Annotated in this window: 15 protein-coding genes; 8 read left to right on the forward strand and 7 right to left on the reverse strand. The window is 29.4% G+C overall.

Features of this window, described 5'->3' with window-relative positions; all coding sequences use genetic code 11:
* Positions 1-130: 130 nt before the first annotated feature.
* The 7 genes from OW730_RS08950 (at position 131) to OW730_RS08980 (ending at position 8,453) form a co-directional block, all read left to right on the forward strand.
* Positions 131-2,014, forward strand: coding sequence for an SLOG domain-containing protein (locus OW730_RS08950; RefSeq protein ID WP_271228685.1), 1,884 nt, complete (start codon positions 131-133; stop codon positions 2,012-2,014).
* A 1-nt stretch (position 2,015) separates the two neighbouring features.
* The gene (locus tag OW730_RS08955) at positions 2,016-2,657 is read left to right on the forward strand and encodes an SEFIR domain-containing protein (protein WP_271228686.1); all 642 of its coding nucleotides are present in this window, start codon (positions 2,016-2,018) and stop codon (positions 2,655-2,657) included.
* A 16-nt stretch (positions 2,658-2,673) separates the two neighbouring features.
* Positions 2,674-4,710, forward strand: a complete 2,037-nt coding sequence (locus OW730_RS08960) for a hypothetical protein (RefSeq protein ID WP_271228687.1) — start codon at positions 2,674-2,676, stop codon at positions 4,708-4,710.
* Positions 4,676-5,662, forward strand: a complete 987-nt coding sequence (locus OW730_RS08965; protein WP_271228688.1) for a hypothetical protein — start codon at positions 4,676-4,678, stop codon at positions 5,660-5,662. The genes OW730_RS08960 and OW730_RS08965 overlap by 35 nt, the downstream gene beginning before the upstream one ends.
* A 29-nt stretch (positions 5,663-5,691) precedes the next feature.
* Positions 5,692-6,393: a hypothetical protein gene (locus OW730_RS08970; protein ID WP_271228689.1), complete on the forward strand. Its 702-nt coding sequence runs from the start codon at positions 5,692-5,694 to the stop codon at positions 6,391-6,393.
* A 396-nt stretch (positions 6,394-6,789) separates the two neighbouring features.
* Positions 6,790-7,815 carry an ArsR/SmtB family transcription factor gene (locus OW730_RS08975; RefSeq protein WP_271228690.1) on the forward strand — a complete coding sequence of 342 codons (1,026 nt, stop codon included), beginning with the start codon at positions 6,790-6,792 and terminating at the stop codon, positions 7,813-7,815.
* A gap of 14 nt (positions 7,816-7,829) precedes the next feature.
* Entirely contained in the window at positions 7,830-8,453 is a 624-nt protein-coding gene (locus tag OW730_RS08980; RefSeq protein WP_271228691.1) for a class I SAM-dependent methyltransferase, read from the forward strand.
* 117 nt (positions 8,454-8,570) lie between these two features.
* Here the strand turns inward: OW730_RS08980 and OW730_RS08985 are convergent, their stop codons facing one another.
* Positions 8,571-10,364, reverse strand: a complete 1,794-nt coding sequence (locus tag OW730_RS08985; RefSeq protein ID WP_271228692.1) for a rhodanese-like domain-containing protein — start codon at positions 10,362-10,364, stop codon at positions 8,571-8,573.
* A gap of 18 nt (positions 10,365-10,382) precedes the next feature.
* Entirely contained in the window at positions 10,383-11,285 is a 903-nt protein-coding gene (locus tag OW730_RS08990) for a sulfurtransferase (RefSeq protein WP_271228693.1), read from the reverse strand.
* Between the two features lie 270 nt (positions 11,286-11,555).
* Here OW730_RS08990 and OW730_RS08995 point away from each other — a divergent pair, with 270 nt between their 5' ends.
* Positions 11,556-13,136: a glycosyltransferase family 39 protein gene (locus OW730_RS08995; RefSeq protein ID WP_271228694.1), complete on the forward strand. Its 1,581-nt coding sequence runs from the start codon at positions 11,556-11,558 to the stop codon at positions 13,134-13,136.
* 66 nt (positions 13,137-13,202) lie between these two features.
* On the opposite strand, the gene OW730_RS09000 is transcribed toward OW730_RS08995, so the two are convergent.
* From OW730_RS09000 to rffA, 5 genes are read right to left on the reverse strand one after another with little or no spacing between them, the layout of a single operon-like run.
* The gene (locus OW730_RS09000) at positions 13,203-13,955 is read right to left on the reverse strand and encodes an ABC transporter permease (protein ID WP_271228695.1); all 753 of its coding nucleotides are present in this window, start codon (positions 13,953-13,955) and stop codon (positions 13,203-13,205) included.
* The gene (locus OW730_RS09005; protein WP_271228696.1) at positions 13,949-14,887 is read right to left on the reverse strand and encodes an ABC transporter substrate-binding protein; all 939 of its coding nucleotides are present in this window, start codon (positions 14,885-14,887) and stop codon (positions 13,949-13,951) included. The genes OW730_RS09000 and OW730_RS09005 overlap by 7 nt, the downstream gene beginning before the upstream one ends.
* Positions 14,888-14,889: 2 nt before the next feature.
* Positions 14,890-16,128 carry an ATP-grasp domain-containing protein gene (locus tag OW730_RS09010; RefSeq protein ID WP_271228697.1) on the reverse strand — a complete coding sequence of 413 codons (1,239 nt, stop codon included), beginning with the start codon at positions 16,126-16,128 and terminating at the stop codon, positions 14,890-14,892.
* Complete coding sequence (locus tag OW730_RS09015; protein ID WP_271228698.1) at positions 16,128-16,853, reverse strand: glycosyltransferase; 726 nt, start codon at positions 16,851-16,853, stop codon at positions 16,128-16,130. Before OW730_RS09015 ends, OW730_RS09010 begins: the two co-directional genes overlap by 1 nt.
* A 3-nt stretch (positions 16,854-16,856) precedes the next feature.
* The gene (rffA, locus tag OW730_RS09020; RefSeq protein WP_271228699.1) at positions 16,857-17,984 is read right to left on the reverse strand and encodes a dTDP-4-amino-4,6-dideoxygalactose transaminase; all 1,128 of its coding nucleotides are present in this window, start codon (positions 17,982-17,984) and stop codon (positions 16,857-16,859) included.
* Positions 17,985-18,038 lie beyond the last annotated feature (54 nt).

The raw sequence follows: 18,038 nt of genomic DNA on the forward strand, positions 1-18,038 counted from the left end.
AGAATAGATAAAAAATGATTGAATATTGTAAAATTATGCATTTAGGTGTAATATATACTTGGATATACTGACATATTTATGTAAAAAAATTATTATTAGTTGAAAAATTTAAGTTGAAGAGGTGAAGTTGATGAATGTTATTTTTATATCGCCTGAAATAACAATGAGTAAATTAGAGAGTGCAAACAGATTTAAGGATGAATGTATTAAGCAGTTGATGTATTATAATTCTAAAGTTATGGAAATAAGTGATATTGGAATGTATGCTTCATTTGAAGAAGATGTAAATAAAAAAGACATAGTAGTAGTGTTTAACGATAATGAACCTTATTCGAGAGAAGCGCTAGAGCTGATAGAAGGATTAAAAGAAAAAGAAGTTGAGTTTTGGCCGGTTGCAGTAGATAAAGAGTATAGAATTCCAACAGAACCCATAAGTAGTAAGCAAAGCTTCGATTTATATGAGCAGTTGAGAGTAAGAAATATAAAAGAGGATTACATTGAAACCATTGCAAAAGTTTTTGCAAGAAATTTACTTGCAAAAATTAAACCTACTTTATATAGAAAAGAATGTTTACTATTTTTAAGTCATAGAAGAGTGGATGGAGAAGAAATTACAGCAGTTCTTTTCGATACCATAAAAAAACAATTTGAAGAAAGAGCATTTAGAGATGTTGTTGATGTTAAAATAGGAGAAGAAGCACAGGAAAAAATCTATGATGCTTTAGCCGAAAGTGATATTTTAATATTTTTACATACAAAAAAAGCAGCAGAATCAGAGTGGATACAAAGAGAATTAGTACATGCGATTCTATATGATATACCTATTCTTTGGGTTAAAATTGACGAGGCGGATGACTCAAATTTATACATAAAGCCAGGAGATAAGCCGCATATAGAATGTTCAAGTTCGGTATTTGAAAATGAAACAAAAACAGTTAAACTTGCAGATGAAATATTAGACAAAAGTTTTAAAATGATTATGACCAGATCAAATAAAATTTTAAGTAGTGTAAAAAAAATAAGAGAATTTTGTTCTGAGCATAAGTATTCATTTGAAGGAGTATTAAATGAAGAATTGATATATAGATTAAGGGCAGACAGAAAAGGTTATCCGTATCCGCAGAGACCTATGGAAAAGTACATTCAATTTTTTGGAAGAAAATATGTTGACGAAGATGTAGAAAAATTCCAAGGGTTTTTAGAAAATGAGATTAGTGGAACAATAAGAAGTTTTGATTCAGGATTAATACTTTCTAACAATATAAAGCTAATGAAAGAACGAGATCATATAGTTGAAGAAAACTGTGATGATTTTTATCACATACTCAAAAAACATTTTGGTAAAAGTGCTCAAATCAAAGATACTGAAATAGTGATTTCAGGTTCTTTTCCAAATTGTGATGAATTGTATAAAAACTCGTTAATGGACGCTGTTATTGTGTTTTCAAAGGAAATACTTAAAAATAACTGTAAACTAGTTTTTGGTGCACATCCTACTTTTCAAGATATCATTCTCAAAATAAATACATATGTAAATCCAAATAGATTTAAGGAAACTACAAAGATGTATATATCCAAGTTCTTTGTTACTGAGGGCTTAGAAAAGTTTGAGGAACAAGCAGAGGTAGTTCAATGTGAAGCAGTAAAAGGTGAGGATGGGAAAAAACTTAGAGAAAAAAGTCTTTCTGATATGAGAAGGAGAATGATTGCGAGAGAAGAAGTTAAAGCACTTATTTGTCTAGGGGGAAAAAAGAAGAGTGAATGTGAATCGCCTGGTATTGATGAAGAAATCAAAATTGCTCAAGAGAATAATATTCCCGTTTTTCTAATAGGTTCTGTAGGGGGACGTTCAGCGGAATTAGCTGCTGAGTATAAGAAAAATGGTAAATGGAATGAACTTAATAATGAAGGATTAGAATTTAATGAGGAATTAATGTTGGACTTAGATTATGGAAAGCTAGTGAATGACATTATAAGAAAGATTACACCTGAAGAGGGAAATGAGGATAAGTAGTATGGAAAAGAATGATATTTTCGTGACATATTCTTGGGATAATGAAGAGCATATGAAAAAGGTTGTTGAGTTTGTAAATTTTCTGAGAAAAAGTGGATATGAAGCTGACTTAGATAGAAACATTGTACAAAATAATACAGCAATGCAATTTAAACAAATGATGCATGAAGGATTAAGTGCTTCAAAAGTAATAATTGTTTTATCAGAAGGATATAAAAACAAAGCAGAAGCCTTCAAAGGGGGAGTCGGAGTAGAGTATAGAACTATTATAGAAGATATAGATAAAAATTATAATAAATACATTTTAGTCTCGTTTGATTCTATAGATGATAGAGTCATGCCTATGATGTTTAGTGGTAGATACATCATAGATTTAAAAAAGGATGAGAAAGAGGGATTCAATGAATTATTCTCAAAACTATCTGATGAGAGAATAATAGAGCTTGCACCTGTGGGAGAAAAAAAGCCTATAATTAAAAAAGAAATGATTGGAGAGTTTTCTTTAAGTGAAGAAAAAGGCAGTTCTTCAGATGTTTCATATAAAGTTAATATCCAAAATCAAGTAAACAATAACTTTGAGAAAGAAGCTGTAATTTCTATGAATTTTGGAAGTGGAATTACCAAGGTTAGAAATCATAAATAAAACTGGAGAGATATATATGGAGAAAGTTAAAGAGGAAAAATTTGAAGTAGATAAAGAACAAGAACAATCACAAGATGATAGGATAATTAAATATGAAATAAACAATTATTCAAGTAAAGGTTTGAACTCCAATATATCTTTCGGTTCAGGAAACATTGAAATAGGATGGAGTAAAAATCATAGTGAAAGAGATAATGGATATTTCACTGAACGAAAACTCTCTAATGAAGAAATAAACTATAGTAGGAAAAGGTTTTTCTATTTTGATGGATACGAAGATATTAAGGAGTATCTTGCAAATAATAATTATGTTTGCTTATATGAAAATATTGATTCAGGTAAATTAAATATTTCTGTTAATTTACTTGAGGAACTATATCTGAAAGATATAATAGAAATCAACGTTGATGAAGAATATTATTCAGAGTTTTTTGGAGAATTTGAACCAAGAGAAAAGACTGGCTATATTTTTACCAGTTTTGATTTTGGCAGATATAATTCAGAAGAGTTAATAAATTTTAAAATAATAAAAGAAAAATTAAAAAAAATTAGTTCAGCAATTGTAGTATTGGGTAATAATAACTCAAAAAAAACTAAGTTTAGTAATTTGAAATTATTTCAGTGTAAATTACCTGAAAATACAGAATATATCCTCAAAAAAATGCTGGATTTAAATTTAAGTGATATTTTTGTGTGCAATGAGATTATTGAGTATTTTAGATTAGATGAATCTAAGGCAGAAATAAGGAGTTCCAAAGTTGGAATTAAAAGTCTGGAAAAAATAGCAATAAAAATAATTGAAGATTGGAAAGAAAAAGAAGTATGTAAAACTATATCTGAATACTTGAATTTTGATGAATATGAAAACATAAAAAAATGGTTTTTAAGCATCAAATCAATAAAGAAACTTAGTTATTTGTTAGCTCTTAGTATTTTTGAAGGTTGTCATCAAAAGGTTATAATTGATAAAGCAAAATATATAGAAATAATTTTAAGAGATGGAATTGAAGTGGAAGAAGAAGAAAAATTAGAAAAGATTCTCTATTGCGATTATGATTTCTGGCAATCAATAAAAGCAGAAAAAAAGGAAGATTCTCCTTCAATATTATTTGCTGAAAGTTCAACAAGAAAAAATATTTTAAAACTTATTTCTAAGGATTTGTTTGAGATAAAAAATATCCTGTTAGAATGCATTTCTAAGTGGGGAAATTCTTATGAGATAACCGAAATCAGAGCGGTTGGACGAGCGATAAGTGAACTGGTTTATTCAAAGGGAGACTTTAATATTATATACGATGATATAATATATCAATGGATTAAATCCGATGAATTTGTGAAAAGGCTCTATGGAGGGGTTGCTTTATGTATGATTTTAGAGAAAGAAGAAGTTTTCTATCATGTAATGAAATTGCACAGAAAGTGGATTAAGAATTTTAAGGAAATAGGATATAAAAAACAATGGGTCGCAATATTTATGATGGGAGAAAGTCTTGGACTAAGAGCACCTGAATATTCTTTAAAAAATCTAATGAAGATATATACAGATGAATATTTAGGATTAAAAAAACATATTGTAATATCTTTAAGAAAAGTGTTTAGACATGGAGTAACAGACAATGAGTTCTATAAAGGAGTTTTAGATTTCTTTGTTAATGAAGTAAGAGTTGGAAATTCAAGAGAGAGAATAGAGGGAACTATGGAGTTATTTCTATGCTTAATGGTAGAAGAGAAGGCTCGAAAGAAAAAAAGTGGCGAACAAATTTCAAGAGTTATAACTATACTTGGAAGTAATGGGATAGGGGATAGAGTTAGAGATATTATTCTGATGATTGCAGAGAACCCAAAGTTCAATGGTAGATTGTACGAAATATTTGAAAAATGGAGAGATGAGTCTTCCAGAGAAATAAGGGTTAGAGAAAATATAAATATTCTGATTGAGAATATGAAAATAAAAAGTAATCGAGATAACATTGATGTTATCCGTGAAATTAAAAGACGATTTGATATGGAGGCAAAAAATGAATTATCCAATAAAGAAAACTGTAAGTTGTAAATGGGGGCTATTAAAAGGAATTGATCTAATAACTTCATCTGAGGTACATGCATATATAGGGAACGATAGAAGTGTTATCATAGCTACGGATACCAGACCGATTACTGCAATTGAAAGATGGAGAAAGAGATGTTCTAAATATCATGTAGTTGATATGTCTATAAATACTTTTGTTTCCACATTCCAAGTTAGCAGTATGGATTCTATGAAAAAATTTACAGTTAGAGCTGATGTGAGTATTTATGTTGATAATCCAGAAAGGATCGTGGAAAGTGGTATAAGATTTGATAATTCAATATTTAGAGATATTATAAAGAGAAAAATATCCGTTGAAGCACTGCAGCATGATGTGAAGGATTATCATATTTTTTCTAGTAAAATAGATAGAGCAGCTATAGAGCGAGAAATAAATGAAATGGGATTTAACGTTGAACCTGTGACAATAAATATTGAACCTGATGTAAATACAAAAAAAATTATTGATATGCAACTTGATGAGGAGTATGAAAGTTATAAAAGAAAACTAGCATTTGATAGAGTAGTTGAATCTATAGAGAATGATGGGAAAATTGAGAACGTGAAAATTAAAACAAAAAAGGATAATATGGAGAGAATAGCCGATGTTAAAATAACCATGAATGAAAAGCTAGGAGCATTAGGTGATAATATGTTATCAGAAGAAAATAAAACATTTGCCAATGCAAAAGCAAAAAATCAGTCTGAAATAGATAAACTAAAAAAGGAACTGAGAGAAGTCATGGAGGAACATTCAAAAGCTAATAAAGAAAATAATACTAGATTATTAAATATATTAGAGAAAAATATGGATGATATTACTGGACAGATAAGTGTACTGGAAGGTAGAGAAAATAAGAGTGAAATTAAGAATAAGGAAATTGAGGAAACAAGAAAAACTCAAAAATTTCATGATACTACCGATGAATATCAATAATAAGTATCTAATGCAGAGAAGGTGATAACATGGACTTTTTAAATATTGTACAGTTAAGAATGTTTATAATAATATCTATTATTGGAATTTTATTTTTGATTATTTTTGATATAATTATTCGAGTATTTTTAAACTTCAAAATTAAAGTATTTGAGAATGGATATTTTATTGTACTTGGTGTTGTTGCTGATAAAGCTATTAAAGCAAGAAAAAATAATCAGGATATTCCAAAATCACTTTTATATTTTGAGAAAAATATCAGAAAAAATAACAGAAGCTTTAGAAGTTTAAAAATGAAAAAAATCAGAATCAGAAAAAATAAAATACTTTCTGGAAAATTAATTATCACAGGATTGATTTTTAGTTCTCTAATAGTAGGTTACTCAATGACTAATATCCATGGAAGCAGAGTGGTAAATAATTTTTATTCAAATCGAGAAGCACATTTGTTTAAGATGCTCAATATAAAAATAAGTGATACTATAAATAAAATAGATAATAACGTAGAATTAGCTAAAAACAAGAAATATCTTATCGTTACTAAAAATAATATAAATATTAGAACGTATTATAGTCTAGATGATAAATATAAAGCCGGCATGGTTTATAAAGGCATGAAAGTTGAAGATTTAGAAGAACGAAAAGAAAATGATGGTAACGTATGGCATAAAATCAGATATAAAGATAAAATATACTGGATAGTAGAAAGTGTTCTTGAAAGAGTAGAATAAAATGAATTAAGAGTTATATAAGGAATTAAGAAAAGAAATTAAGATAAGTGTGGAGAGGGTTAACTAGTTCGATTTAATATGTTAACTTTCCGCTCTTTTCATTATCTAGAAAAATTGATTTTGATAAAAGAATGACTAATTTGGATTCCAGCAGTTAAGTTATTAATAAATATTAGTTGTAGTTAATGTTTAATAAAATAGAGCTATATTCAATATGACGTAATTCATATACGGGTAGTGTATTCTAAACATATCTGCTCATGAGTACTTTATGTGTTGCAAATAAAGTAGATAACCATCTACTTATTTTTATATATGTAGATAAGTGTTGACACAAATAAATTTTTTCTTTATAATCAAAGTACATCATTTCACTGTATCTATTAGGAGGAAATCATGAAACAAGTAACGATTGAACATAATATGGCAATTGAGTGCATTACTACTATGATGAGAATTGCAGAATTAGATTATTTTGAAAGTTATATTGAAGAACATAAATTTATAGAGTGCACCATTATTAAAGAAAAACTACATACATTGAGAAATCGATTAAATTTATTTGAGAAGAATGACTTAGATATTCTCTTTAAAAAATTTAAACTGAATTTTTATTATTTACTATTATTTATTACGAAAACAAATGTGACAACAGTTAGTGATTTATTAGATAAGCTAAAAGGACTATCAAGTGATGAATATTTAGCAGAGTGTTTTAGAATATCTTCTCACAATATTTCTATAGATGATGATGATAAGACTATTTATGAAGCTGTTACTGAAAGGTATTCTATTGAAGATGCAGAACTTTTTATTGAATTTAAAAATAACACAAAACTCCTTCACACAAAGCTAATCAATATAATTGAAGCTTTTTATGATAAAGCTTTTAAGAGAGAGGAAGAGTGGATTAAAAGAGAAATCGATCCAATTTTAAAGAATCACATTATTTTATTTAATGAAAATAAAAAAGGTTTTTTAGACTGTATTGGTAATGGAAATTATGAAACATTAGTAAATGGAAGTAAAGATGTTAAGATAAATATGTGCTACTTAGAAGAATTTATACCGAGATACTTATTTGATAAAGATACATATATATTTGTGTATGGATTTGGAGAAGAGCAGAAATTGAAAGGGAAAAGTAACGGCATAAACCCTCAAGAGATTTTTAAGACTTTATCTGATGAAACGAGACTAAGAATAATATCATTGTTAAGTCAGAAAAGGTGGGCTCGAAAAGATTTAGTAAAGGAGATAGGTCTTACATCAGCTACAATGACATACCAATTAAACAAGTTAATAACATTAGGTTTAATTGAATTGATTGCTGGAGGAGATAGCAAGAAGACTTTATATACTTTAAATAAGCAAGCTTTTAGGGAGTTAATAAATAGTGCTATTGATGAAATTATATTATAAAAGGGGAGATTCTTATGAAACCAATTTTTAGACAAAATCAACTTTTTACCTTTTTACTTTATTGTAATGGGCAGGGGTTAGAGAAGAACATATTAGACTGTGGTGCAGGGGGAATGTTACCACCATTAGCATTGTTTAAAGAACATGGATATGAAACTACAGGAATAGATATAAGTGAAAAAGCCATAGAACGTGCTAATGAGTTCCAGAATGAACAGGGTATAAATTTAAATATTACTAAAGGAGATATGAAGGCGCTATCATTTGATGATAATTCATTTAGTTTTTGTTACTCATATAATACAATATTCCATATGAGTAAGAAAGAGATTAAAAAGAGTTTAGAAGAAATGAAAAGAGTATTAGTACCGGGAGGACTGATGTTCATCAATTTTGTTTCAACAGCTGATGAAAGATGTGGTAGGGGAGAAGAAGTAGGAGCCGGTGAATATTATGAAATGGAACATGGGGAAAAAGTTCTTCACAGTTATTTTCATGAGAATGAAGGGGAAGAGATATTTGAAGAATTAGGATTAAAAAGAATTTATAAAGAAGTCCGAAAGCGTATTGGTCCAAAACGTGGTGGTGGTTTCGTAACATTAGGATATATTGATTATATATTAGAAAAACCACTTTAAAGAAATATCTTCTATAACTTATAGATTATAAAGAAACAGTTCGTGAATTTATTATTATAAGATAATCCACGAACTGTTTTTTTTATATATTTAATTAATATTAAGGGTTTTTAATAATTATTTAACTACTTCTAAACCTTTGTTTTTCCAACCGATTGGAGCATTAGCACCAACACCAATACCACCATTTAATGATACAGCATCATAACCTAATAATCTAAGAGCTGCCGTTGTTTGGCCAGCAGTTTGACCAGAGTAGCAGTAAACAACGATTACCTTGTCTTTTGGTAAAGTAGAGAACTTAGTGTGCATGTCATTACCCCAAGGAAGGTTTTGAGCACCTTTAATGTGTTCTTTACCAAAGTCTTTAGCGCTTCTAATTGATAGTAAGTAGAAGTCTTCACTTGCATCTATCATAGCTGCTAAATTAGCTTCAGAAATTTTATAGTTTTTATATGTTGTTTCTTTAACATCTGCAAGACCTTTGTAGTATGCATCTAAAGCAGCTTTAACTTCAGCGTTAACATTATAAGTTTCAGTTCCAAATGAATTAGCAGTTGTTTCTGTAAGTGCATCTATACCTTCAACCTTTGAAATACCAAAGTTCCAACCAAGGTTAACGCTTCTTGCAGAAATACCAGCTAAGTTAAGAGTCATAACGGCTTGACCAGCAGTTTGACCTGAGTAGCAGTAGATATAAACATCCTTATCTTGAGGGATGCTAGTAATGTTATCACTAATAGCTGTACCCCAAGGAAGGTTGATAGCACCTTTAATATGACCTTTAGCATAGTCAGCATCAGATCTTATATCAAGAACAACAAAATCTCCGCCTTTTTTTACTATATCAACGAAATCAGCTTGACCAATCTTATAAATATGCTTTGGCATGTTTGCAAAGTAATCAGCAACACCAGTTTCTAATACTGATACTGAATTATTTATAACTTCTAAGCCTTTGTTTTTCCAACCGATTGGAGCATTAGCGCCAACACCAATACCACCATTTAATGATACAGCGTCATAACCTAGTAATCTAAGTGCAGCTGTTGTTTGACCAGCAGTTTGACCAGAGTAGCAGTAAACAACGATTTTCTTGTCTTTAGGTAAAGTAGAGAACTTATTGTGCATATCCTTGCCCCAAGGAATATTTTGAGCACCTTTAATGTGTTCTTTACCAAAGTCTTCTGCGCTTCTAATAGACAATAAGTAGAAGTCTTCACCAGCATCTATCATAGCTGCTAAATTAGCTTCAGAAATTTTATAGTTACCATAAGTTGTTCCTTTAACATCTGAAAGACCTTTGTAGTAAGAATCTAAAGCTGCTACAAGATCTTTATTAACATCATAAGTTTCAGTTCCAAATGTATTAGCAGTTGTTTCTGTAAGTTCATCAATACCTTCAGCCTTTGAAATACCAAAGTTCCATCCAAGGTTAACGCTTCTTGCAGAAATACCAGCTAAGTTAAGTGTCATTACAGCTTGACCAGCAGTTTGACCTGAGTAGCAGTAGATATAAACATCCTTATCTTGAGGGATTTTAGTAATATTATCACTAATAGATGTACCCCAAGGAAGGTTGATAGCACCTTTAATATGACCTTTAGCATAGTCATCAGCAGATCTTATATCAAGAACAACAAAATCTCCGCCTTTTTTTACTATATCTACGAAATCAGCTTGACCAATCTTGTAGATGTGTTTTGGCATGTTGTCAAAGTAAGAATTAATACCTTCTTCTAGTGATACTGATTCAGTCTTTGGTGAGGAAGTTTCTGTATTTGCTTCAGTAGTTGTTTGTCCTTTTGTTAAATCCATTGACTTGTTTTCTGCGTTTTTATTTCCGCATCCAACAGTTAGAAGCAATTGAGTTGTTAAAAATAAAGCTAAAATCTTTTTGATATTCTTCATTTTAAATCCTCCTTATAATTATGATGCATCTTGTGAAGTTGCTGGAGTAGATGGTTTTTTATCGGCTTTAGGCATATCTTTTGTAGACCACTCAAGCCAAGCACCATCATAAATTTTCACGTTAGTATAACCAGCCTCTTCTAAAAGTAAAGCTGTTTGTGTTGCTCTAAAAGAACTTTTACAATATAAAATAATTGATTGATCCTTTTTTAGACCTAAGTCATTATAGTTTAAGTATGTATCCCTTGTTGATTTAAATGCTCCATCGGAATAAAGATTTTTAGTATGAGGATATAAGATTGCTGTAGGAATTGCACCCTCATCGAATTCTGCTCTGCTTCTAACATCAATGATAGTTGTATCTTCATCATCAATAGCTTTTTTTACATCATCTATTGTTGCAATATAAGAACTATTTACTTCTTTAGCTTCGTAATTTGTTTCTTTTATACTTGGAATATCAAGTGATAATTCAAAATCATTATCAAGGATTGCATTAACACCATTATTAATAACTTTAACATTTTCATGTCCATAAAGTTTTAAGGTCCACCATACACGACTAGAATAAACCCCACCACTATTGTCATAAATAAAAATGTTAGAATCGTTACTTATACCTTTAGAACTAAGAACTTTATTGATTTGTTCTTGTGGTGCTAACATAGCTTTCACAGGTTCATTTATTGTTAATTCTCCTGCTGTTAAGTTAATACTACCTTTTAAGTGACCTTTAGCATACTCTTCTGCACTTCTAGCATCTATAATTACAGTATTTTGTTGAGTAAGAGCTTCTTTCAATTCTGATGGTTCAGAAATATTATTAGAGTTAATATAAGCAGTCTTGTTACACCCAACTAACACTAGGCTTAGTAATAATGCAAATAGTAGAACTACTGGCTTCTTAGTTTTTAAAATCATAGTAAAACCTCCTAGATTAAGTGAGAGATTGTTAAAAAATATACAAATTTGGGAATTATACATTCATCATCAATCACCTATTTTAATTATATAACAGCCTTCATATTAATAGTTATAAGTATTCTTAATATACTATTTAATACTTTAATACCAGCAAAGTACATAAATATGCAAATTGTGTATGATATAATAAGAAAATAACAGACATATAAACAAAATTAATTATATTGTTTATTGGGATTACTACTTATGTTAGAGGAGTATAAAGAAATGAAAAAAATAGATATTAAATCTAAGGTGATATTTTATGGTTATTTGAGTATATATTTATTTTTGAATGTAGTTACTTTAACAAAGTTTCCTTTTGTACATTCAGATGAATCATGGTTAGCGGGATTATCTAGAGGATATAGTATAAATCATACACCATATGTTACTGAATCTTTTTTTGATTTATACCCTAGGAACCCTCATATGATAAAGGTTATATTTCATTATTTACAAACCTTATTTATTAAGATTTTTGGTTATAATATATTTTCAGTTAGATTAATTTCATTGATCGCTGGCATGATAACTATTTATTTGATGTATATTATCTTTAACAGGATATTAAAAGATTCCATGAGGGCAGCTTTATTAACTATTTTAAGCTCATTAAATATACAGTTCATTTATGCTAGTCATTTTGCTAGGCAAGAGATCATTTTACTTATGATTATGATTGGATGTTATTATATTTACCGATTTTCTTGTTTGAGCTTAACTAAGAAAGTCACCATAATAGGAATTTTGGTTGGGATAGCTATTGGTTTTCATCCCAATGCTTTTATCCTAGGTGTAGTGTTTGGGATGATAATGTTAATAGATTTTATTAAAAAAGAGATCAGTTATAAATTATTAATAATATATGGCTTCATTATATTAGGATTTGGTGCGATTTTTGTTGGACTAAGTTTTTTAGGGGATATTAATTTTATTAATAACTATTCCAATTATGGAGCTACACTTAATGTGGATGCAACTTTAATTGATAAACTGTTTAATTTAGATGAATTTTATATTAAACTATTTAATCAAATAGGGGGAACGTACTATTTACCTAATATTAAAATGATTTTAGTTAGTATTGGAATTATGTTTATTGGGAGTTTAGTAGGGATAATACTATTTAAAGATAAGTTTGAAGACAAGGAAAAAATCATATTGATCGATTCATTAATAGCCTTAATAGCTATTAACATAGCTTTAGTAATCATAGGTAGATACAATGCAACTAGCATTATTTTTATTATGCCTTTTGGATATTTTATTTTGGGAGTTCTCATAAAACGTATTAAAAAAAGAGCTGCTATAACAACTGCTCTCTTGATAGGAATGATTATATTTAGTTCAATAGCTGATTATAAAGAAATAAGTATTTACACTCATTATGACTACAAAGATTATTTATTATCTATTGAGCAGAACCTACAGGATGACTCTATAATTCTGGGAAATTTAAGTGCAGGTTTTTTATTTGAGGAAGGGACTTTTTTTGATATACGTAACCTTGCTTATTTAGAGGAAAATAACCTTACATTAGAGGAGTACATAAAATCTAATAACATCAACACCATCATATACTATGAAGAATTAGATTATATTCATCGCAATGAACAGTGGACAATCTTATATGGTGATGATAATTTTTATTACGATGATCTTAATAGATTTATAGAAAATCACTGCTCTTTAGTGAGGAGTTTTAATCATCCAGTTTATGGTATGAGAATTGTTCGATATATGCATGACTATCCTTGGAAAATTAAAATTTATAGAGTAAATAAAGGCACGGAATACGTGCACTAAAAGATTAAAACCTTGAAAATCAGTTGACAGTTGACAGTGGACAACTGTCAACTGTCCGTTATCTTTTTATATCTGCTCATCAGCCTTTTTAGGATTAAATATAACTTGTTCAACCAAAATCCCTATAACCATTACTAGTAATATTCCTGCAAACATTCCTTTTGTATCCATAAAAGCTCTCTTTTCGTAAAGAAACCAACCAATGCCCCCTATACTTCCTATTGCACCAAAAATCATTTCTGCACTAATAAGGGCTCTCCAGGCTCTTGACCAAGCAATACGAAAACCTGCGATAATTGATGAAATTGCTCCTGGAAGAAGGACATATATAAATAGTTGCCAATTAGTAGCACCGTTATTGTAGGCAGCTTCTATTAAACTATTATCAATATCATTAAATCCTAAATTAAGATTAATATACATAGGCCACAAAACAGCATGTAAAATAACTATTAATACAGCTTTTTCACCGATACCAACCCATGTAATCACTATTGGGAGTAGTGCAACTCCTGGTAATGGATGGAAAATAGCAGAAAACATTTTAAAGTTTTCATAAAAGAAGCTATAAAAATAACCAAGATAACCCATTACTAATGTAATGAGGCTTCCAATAAGTAATCCTATTAATATTAATCCTATAGAATTAAATAGTTGCATTAGTAATTCACCTTTTGTCAAGCCGGTTATTAATGCTGATATTACTTCAATTAAACTTGGCAAACTTAATGGATTAACTAATTTTAAGGAAGAGGATAACTGCCAAATTATTAAGATACTGAGCAGGCCTATCCATTTATAATATTTTTTGCTTACCATAAAACATCATCAACTTCTACTTTTTTATTTAAATATTTTTCTTTGTGCATAAAATCTATAAAGCTTTCTATGCCTTTTATTTCAGTATTATATTGCATACCTCTATTATAAATATAGTCTTCTACTACAGCTTTATCTAATTTATAAGCTTTAGATAATATGTCTATTGTTTCTTCTTTTTCAGTGTTAATAAATTCTATAGATTTTATTATAGCTTTATTTACAGCTTCATAATACGATTGATTTTTATTAAACTTTTCAGTACATACTCCAACAATAAAAGTAAAACCTTCGCTCATAGCATCATCACCAGATACAACTAAATGGTTTTCTTTTATATCTAATTCTTGGAATAGATAAGGAGGAGAAGTAAAGTGCGCTTTAACTTCATTTCCGCTTATTAAAGCTTGCATCCCATCAGGGTGTTTCATGGCTACTAACTGATTGTCGAAAATATCACTCTGACCAAGCTCTTTGTCAGCTGCCATAGCAAGGAGAATGTGCTGAATGCTGCCAGGTTGAGGTAAAGCGATTTTCCCATTTTCAACTAAATCACTAAGAGTTTTGATGTTTTCATCATTAGTAACTAACCCCAGAGGACTTTGAGATAATCCAGTCATAATTTTCCAAGGCATCTCTTGGTCGTAACCTATTAAAAATGGAGGGATACCAATAAATCCGACATCTAAGTTATCAGATAACATAGCTTCTCTTGTAGCAACTGTATTAGCTACTTTTTTCCATGTAATAGTTACATCAGGTAACGCTTCATTCAAGAAATTTTTTTCTTTCATAATCTGAAGAGGGGCATAAGCTAGACCATACTGTTCAGCTATTTTAATTTCTTTTGATTCTGTTTTTGTTTCACAACCTGAAACTAAGAATAAACAAAACAAACTAAACAAAATTAATAAATTTTTAATTGATTTCATAATTATTCCTCCAATTTTCTATGTATTATTACATTGTTACTATTCTCATCTATAATTTTTAAATGTTTATAGAGTAAGGATAGTCGTTTTTCAAGCTGCTGCTTAGAATCAGCGGCTACAATCACATAACCGATTCTTTGTGTTGCATTAGATATTTTCGGTATAGTATCTCCTACATGATAGTTAAAACCAACATTAACAACACCTTCAAGCTTTCGTATCTCATCTTCTGTTGGCATATCGCAGATTTTACAGGGGTTACTGAAGAAGAGCTGAACAGAAAGATGTTTATTTATAGAAAATACATCATGGTTTATTAAATTATCAGTAGAATAATCAATACCAAGAGAACCCATAATAGTCATATGTAAAAGATCTACACCTGTTAAGTAAGGGATAAACTCATCTTCATAAGCACCACCAATACGACAGGCAATCTCATTTACTTTTAATCCTTCTTCTCCTATAAAAAATTGAAAATATATAGGACCAGATTGAATTTTAAAGTCTTTTACTATCTTTTTTGATAAATGAACAATAGCTTGTCCGTATTCTTTTGTATGTTTAGATGGAAATTCATGAGATAAACATATACCAATTTCATCTTTACTATCAAAAGTAACTCTATCTGTTATAGTTAATACTTTGAGTTCACCAGCTTCTACCCATCCACTTATAGTGATTTCATCATTAGCATAATAACTTTCTATAAGAATAGATTTCTCTCTAGAATAACTAATTACATCAGAATATAAGGTTTGTATTTCATCAATGCTATTAACTACATAAATACCTCGCTGTCCTTGGGAATCCAATGGTTTAATAACAGCAGGGAACTTTACTTTTTCTAAAACAGAAGGATTTGAAGGTTCGTATAGAACATAATTGGTAGTAGGTATTTGATAATCAATAAATTTTTGTTTCATAATAGCTTTATTAGTAACAGAGAGTGCTGTATCAATATCTAAAAAGTATGGCAAGTTAAGTGTGTTAGCCACTTTAGCCACTGTTAATACAGGTTGATCTGTTCCCATGGTCATAATGCCGTCAATGGATTTAGCTACAGCTCCTTTGAGAGTTTCTGCATAATCAAATGTACTTGCTAACCATGTATCATTAGCAATATTTTTACCTACAGAAGTTTCATGATAATCAGAGGCTATAACTTCATGACCTAGATTTTGAATTTTTTTGATTGTATTTAATTGTGCTTTTGATGAACCCAGTAACATAAGTTTCATTAGACAATCTCCTTAATTATATATTGATGTGTACAAGGTCGTCTTTTATACCATAAGTATAATACTTTGTAGTTCCAAATTGATTTTAATAGTTTTTTAGTAAGTAAAACAAATGTATAATTTGATTTACCTTGTTCTCGTTCTCTATAATTAATATTTAAATTCTTAATTTTCTTTGTATATTTAAGTATTCGAGCAGATATATATACATTGGGAAGAGGGTCTTTAATGACCCAATCTAGTACATGTTTTTTCATAACTCTAAAACTTGTTAATCGTAAATTTCTAGGTTTTCCAAGGAAAACAAAAAAGCACATTTCTTTAATATGTGTTCCAAGTTTTCTATATGTTTTTCCAGTATCATTAAAAGGGACACCATAAACTACATCTGATTTCTCGTCTAAATGTGATATTAATCTTATAATATCCTTAGGATGGTGCTGCAAGTCATCATCCATTGTAACAATATTATGGTACTTAGCTTGTCTAAGACCTGCTAATAAAGCTAGTTGTTGACCTACATTATTTTTTAATAAAACCCCTTTAACTTGTTCATATTTTTTACTAAGGGACTTAATAATATCTTCGCTATTATCTTTGCTTCCATCATTCACTAAAATCAGTTCATAAATTAATTCATGTGATTTCATTTCTTTATGGATTAAGTCACATAGCTTTGGTAATATTTTTTCACTGTTATAAACAGGAATAACTATTGAAATCATAAATCACCTCATAAAAGTCAAAGTTTTTTCTAGTACTATTTTTTGATCTGATGGCATTAAACCTGCGTAAATCGGTAATCTGATTAATCGTATAGACAAATCATCTTCAGGTGTAAAATCATCCTGTGGTCGTAAATATGAGGAACCTTTTTTACTTATATGTAATGGTACAAAATGAGTTACTACTTGAATATTATTTTCACGCATATAACTTTTATAAGCCGTTGCTGTAGCCGCATCTTTAAACAGAAGATAAAAGATATGACCATTAACTTGTCCATAACTACTGAAGTTACTGAAGCTTTCAAGTGAATCAAAGTTATGTTTTTTAAAAAAATCTACATATGTTTTAAAGAGACTCATTTGAAGATTTTGAATTTTTTCTAATTGCTGTAATTGACCATATAAAAGAGCCATTAAAAGATCAGAAGGGGAATAGCTAGAACCAATATCTACCCATTCATACCTAGGAACTAATCCTGATTTAAAGGCTTCTTGATTTGTACCTTTTTGTCTAATAATTTCAGCACGTTTTATTAAGTTTTCATCATTAATTATTAAGGCACCACCTTCACCAGAAGTAATATTTTTAGTTTGATGAAAACTAAAACAACCTAAAGTACCTAAGGTTCCAGCAAATTTTCCATTATATGTGCTTCCAAAAGCTTGAGCAGCATCTTCAATAATATCAATATTATACTTACTTGCTATGGATAGAATAGGGTTCATATCACAGCATCTACCACCATAGTGAACAACTATTATAGCTTTTGTTTTATTTGTTATTTGTTCTTCTAATAAATCAGGATCAATTAACATGGTATCAAGATTTACTCTTGCATAAACTACTTTTGCACCTGCCAATAATACAGCATTTGCTGTTGATGGATATGTAAAGGAGGGGATAATTACTTCATCACCATTCTTTATATCAAGTAATCTTATTGCTAATTCTAAAGCGTGAGTACAGGAAGTAGTCATAAGAACTTTTTTTCCATTAATATAATCTGAAATAAATGATTCACACTTATTTGTAAAAAAATTGTCTCCTGATAATTCAAGTGCTCTTAGGTTTTTTTCTATGTATTTTAAACTTTTCTCTGGTTTATATGGTTGATGAAATTTTATCATGATTTTTTCGACCTTTTCTAGATAGTAATGAATATATAATAATTCTTTATTTTT

Origin of the sequence: Oceanirhabdus sp. W0125-5 (genome assembly GCF_027938815.1) — a bacterium.
Taxonomy (GTDB): Bacteria; Bacillota; Clostridia; order Clostridiales; family Clostridiaceae; genus Oceanirhabdus.

Excerpts from the sequence above, each read along its gene's own strand:
- OW730_RS08950 (WP_271228685.1), top strand. The coding sequence starts at position 131 with ATGAATGTTATTTTTATATCGCCTGAAATAACAATGAGTAAATTAGAG.
- OW730_RS09000 (WP_271228695.1), bottom strand. The coding sequence starts at position 13,955 with ATGGTAAGCAAAAAATATTATAAATGGATAGGCCTGCTCAGTATCTTA.
- OW730_RS08955 (WP_271228686.1), top strand. The coding sequence starts at position 2,016 with ATGGAAAAGAATGATATTTTCGTGACATATTCTTGGGATAATGAAGAG.
- OW730_RS09010 (WP_271228697.1), bottom strand. The coding sequence starts at position 16,128 with ATGAAACTTATGTTACTGGGTTCATCAAAAGCACAATTAAATACAATC.
- OW730_RS09005 (WP_271228696.1), bottom strand. The coding sequence starts at position 14,887 with ATGAAATCAATTAAAAATTTATTAATTTTGTTTAGTTTGTTTTGTTTA.
- OW730_RS08965 (WP_271228688.1), top strand. The coding sequence starts at position 4,676 with ATGAATTATCCAATAAAGAAAACTGTAAGTTGTAAATGGGGGCTATTA.
- OW730_RS08975 (WP_271228690.1), top strand. The coding sequence starts at position 6,790 with ATGAAACAAGTAACGATTGAACATAATATGGCAATTGAGTGCATTACT.
- OW730_RS08980 (WP_271228691.1), top strand. The coding sequence starts at position 7,830 with ATGAAACCAATTTTTAGACAAAATCAACTTTTTACCTTTTTACTTTAT.
- OW730_RS08995 (WP_271228694.1), top strand. The coding sequence starts at position 11,556 with ATGAAAAAAATAGATATTAAATCTAAGGTGATATTTTATGGTTATTTG.
- OW730_RS08970 (WP_271228689.1), top strand. The coding sequence starts at position 5,692 with ATGGACTTTTTAAATATTGTACAGTTAAGAATGTTTATAATAATATCT.
- OW730_RS08985 (WP_271228692.1), bottom strand. The coding sequence starts at position 10,364 with ATGAAGAATATCAAAAAGATTTTAGCTTTATTTTTAACAACTCAATTG.
- OW730_RS08960 (WP_271228687.1), top strand. The coding sequence starts at position 2,674 with ATGGAGAAAGTTAAAGAGGAAAAATTTGAAGTAGATAAAGAACAAGAA.
- OW730_RS08990 (WP_271228693.1), bottom strand. The coding sequence starts at position 11,285 with ATGATTTTAAAAACTAAGAAGCCAGTAGTTCTACTATTTGCATTATTA.
- OW730_RS09015 (WP_271228698.1), bottom strand. The coding sequence starts at position 16,853 with ATGATTTCAATAGTTATTCCTGTTTATAACAGTGAAAAAATATTACCA.
- rffA (WP_271228699.1), bottom strand. The coding sequence starts at position 17,984 with ATGATAAAATTTCATCAACCATATAAACCAGAGAAAAGTTTAAAATAC.